Annotated in this window: 3 protein-coding genes; all 3 read left to right on the top strand. The window is 71.6% G+C overall.

The window, feature by feature from the left end:
• Positions 1 to 187 precede the first annotated feature (187 nt).
• The 3 genes from DEIPI_RS0113250 to DEIPI_RS0113240 all read left to right on the top strand — a co-directional run bounded on the left by DEIPI_RS0113250 (position 188) and on the right by DEIPI_RS0113240 (position 2,263).
• Entirely contained in the window at positions 188 to 493 is a 306-nt protein-coding gene (locus tag DEIPI_RS0113250; RefSeq protein WP_027482080.1) for a hypothetical protein, read from the top strand.
• A 68-nt stretch (positions 494 to 561) separates the two neighbouring features.
• Positions 562 to 1,326 carry a nitroreductase family protein gene (locus DEIPI_RS0113245; RefSeq protein ID WP_027482079.1) on the top strand — a complete coding sequence of 255 codons (765 nt, stop codon included), beginning with the start codon at positions 562 to 564 and terminating at the stop codon, positions 1,324 to 1,326.
• A gap of 64 nt (positions 1,327 to 1,390) precedes the next feature.
• Positions 1,391 to 2,263 (top strand): aldo/keto reductase, encoded by an 873-nt coding sequence (locus DEIPI_RS0113240; RefSeq protein WP_027482078.1) that lies wholly within the window; start codon positions 1,391 to 1,393, stop codon positions 2,261 to 2,263.
• The last annotated feature ends 187 nt before the right edge of the window (positions 2,264 to 2,450 follow it).

Raw genomic sequence — 2,450 nt, 5'->3', positions numbered from 1 at the left:
CCGCCCTGACGCGTCTCCTCCTCTCCGGACTCGCCGAGGAGGCGCCCGGCGGACGCTGGCGCGCCCGCTGAACCGGGTGCTGCGGGACCGCTGCCCCGACACGCGCGGAGTATCCTGAGGACGTGACCGTCCGCTCGTGCCCGAACGCGCGCCCTCACCGGGACGCCTCACGGCGACCGGAGGGGCCGTGACGTTCGCGTTCGCCGCGGCCCTCCTCTTCTTCACCCTCAACTTCGCCCTGGGCCTGAGCCTGCAGCTCGGATCGCGCTGGCATCCACGCCCGCTGCACCACGTCCTGTACTTCCTCACCTGCGCGTCCACGGCCCTCGCCCTGCTCCTCACGTGGCGCGCGCACGGCCCGTGGATCTGGCCCGCCGCGCTGCTGGCCGCGCTCCTCACCGTGCCCCGCACCCGCCCCGGACGGACCGATCACGCGGCCCTCGCGTGCGTCCTCGCGGCCGGGTTCCTGCTGACCGCCTGGAGGCTCCTGTGACCACCGACCTCGACCGCTCCGCCCCGCCCGCCGAGTCCGAGCGCGCGTACGGCGACCTCGTACGCGGCATCTTCGCTCGCCGCACCACCAACGGCCCCTTCCGGCCCGACCCCGTGCGGGTGGAGCACCAGCACCTCCTCGTGCGCGTCGCGGGCGCCGCGCCGAGCCACTTCAACAGCCAGCCGTGGCGCTTCGTGCTCGTGGAGGACCGGGACACCATCGACCGGGTCGCGCACCTCTCGGGCGACAGCATGCGCCAGCTCATCGAGCGCGGCGTGTTCTTCGAGCGCTACCGCAAGTACTTCCGCTTCACGGAAGCCGAGATGGACGCCCGCCGCGACGGCATCTTCATCGACCACCTTCCCGGACCGCTGCGGCCCTTCACGCGGCAGGTCTTCTCCGACGCGGGCCTGAGCGTCATGCGCCGCCTCGGCGTGCCCGCCCGGCTCGGGCGCGACAACGAGAAGCTCGTCGCGGGCAGTCCCCTGCTGCTGGCCGTCCTGCTCGACCGGGAGGAGTACCGCCCCGGGGAGCTCTCGGGCTTCTACAGCCTCTTCGGGATGGGCGCCGCGATGGAGAACGTCTGGCTCACCGTCGGTGAGCTCGGGATGGGCATCCAGTTCGTCAGCACGCCCATGGAGATCCCCGAGGCCTGGGCGGAGCTCGCGCGGGTCCTGCGGGTCCCCGACCACCTCGAACTGATGGCCGTGTACCGGCTCGGCTACCTTCCCGAGGGGCAGGCGCGGCCCAGCATCGACTGGTCGAGCCGTCACCGCAAGCGCCTCTCGCAGTACGTGTACCGCGAGACCTGCGAGACGCCCGAGCGGGACTGAATCCAATTCCCTTCACAGTCCGTACCCTCGGACAGGAGTGAAATGCCCGCCGGAGGTCACCACCATGACGCAGACGAACGAGATCGACGCACGCAGGAGCGGGACGTTCAGGATCGGCGGGGAGCTGGAGGTCGTCCGGCTGGGGTTCGGCGCCATGAGGATCACCGGTGACGGCATCTGGGGCGACCCGCGGGACCCGGAGGAGGCCCTGCGCGTCCTGAAGCGCGTTCCGGAGCTCGGCGTCAACTTCATCGACACCGCCGACAGCTACGGCCCCTATGTCAGTGAGGACCTCATCGCGCGGGCGCTCGCGCCGTACGAGGGCGGCCTCGTGATCGCCACGAAGGGCGGCCTCACCCGCACCGGCCCGAACGTCTGGCCGCCCGTGGGCCGACCCGAGTACCTGCGCCAGTGCGTCGAGATGAGCCTGCGCCGCCTCAAGGTGGACCGCATCGACCTGTGGCAGCTGCACCGCATCGACCCGAAGGTGCCCGCCGACGAGCAGTTCGGCGCCATGAAGGAATTCCAGGACGAGGGCAAGGTGCGCTTCCTGGGGCTCAGCGAGGTCGGCGTCCCCGAGATCGAGGCGGCCCGCAGGATCATCGACGTCGTGACCGTGCAGAACCTCTACAACCTCACGGACCGCCGTCACGAGGACGTCGTGAGCTACTGCGAGCGCGAGGGCATCGGCTTCATCCCGTGGTTCCCCCTCGCGACGGGCAACCTCGCGCGCGAGGGCGGCCCGCTCGACGAGATCGCCCGGCGGCTCGGCGCGTCCCCATCGCAGGTGGCGCTCGCGTGGCTGCTGCGCCGCTCGCCCGTCATGCTGCCCATTCCCGGGACGGGCCGCGTGAAGCACCTCGAGGAGAACACCGCCGCCGCGTCCCTCGACCTCGGCGACGAGGACTACCGGACCTTGGACGGGCTTACGGTGTGAAGACTGACGGAACGGGCGCACCGGGCGGGCTTGAGGGAGCTCGTACAGAGGACCCCGGGGTCCTCACGGAGAATACCCCCATGACCCACCTCCCCGCCGTCGTGCCCGGTCCGTCCGCGTCGGGTGACCGCTGATGCGGCCCCCGACCACCACCACCGCCCCGCGCGAGCGGGACGCGGCGCTCGCC

Source organism: Deinococcus pimensis DSM 21231, assembly GCF_000519345.1.
GTDB classification, from domain to species: Bacteria; Deinococcota; Deinococci; order Deinococcales; family Deinococcaceae; genus Deinococcus_A; species Deinococcus_A pimensis.
The sequence above is the reverse complement of the archived record's forward strand: the minus strand, read 5'-3'. Positions and strand labels throughout refer to the sequence as shown.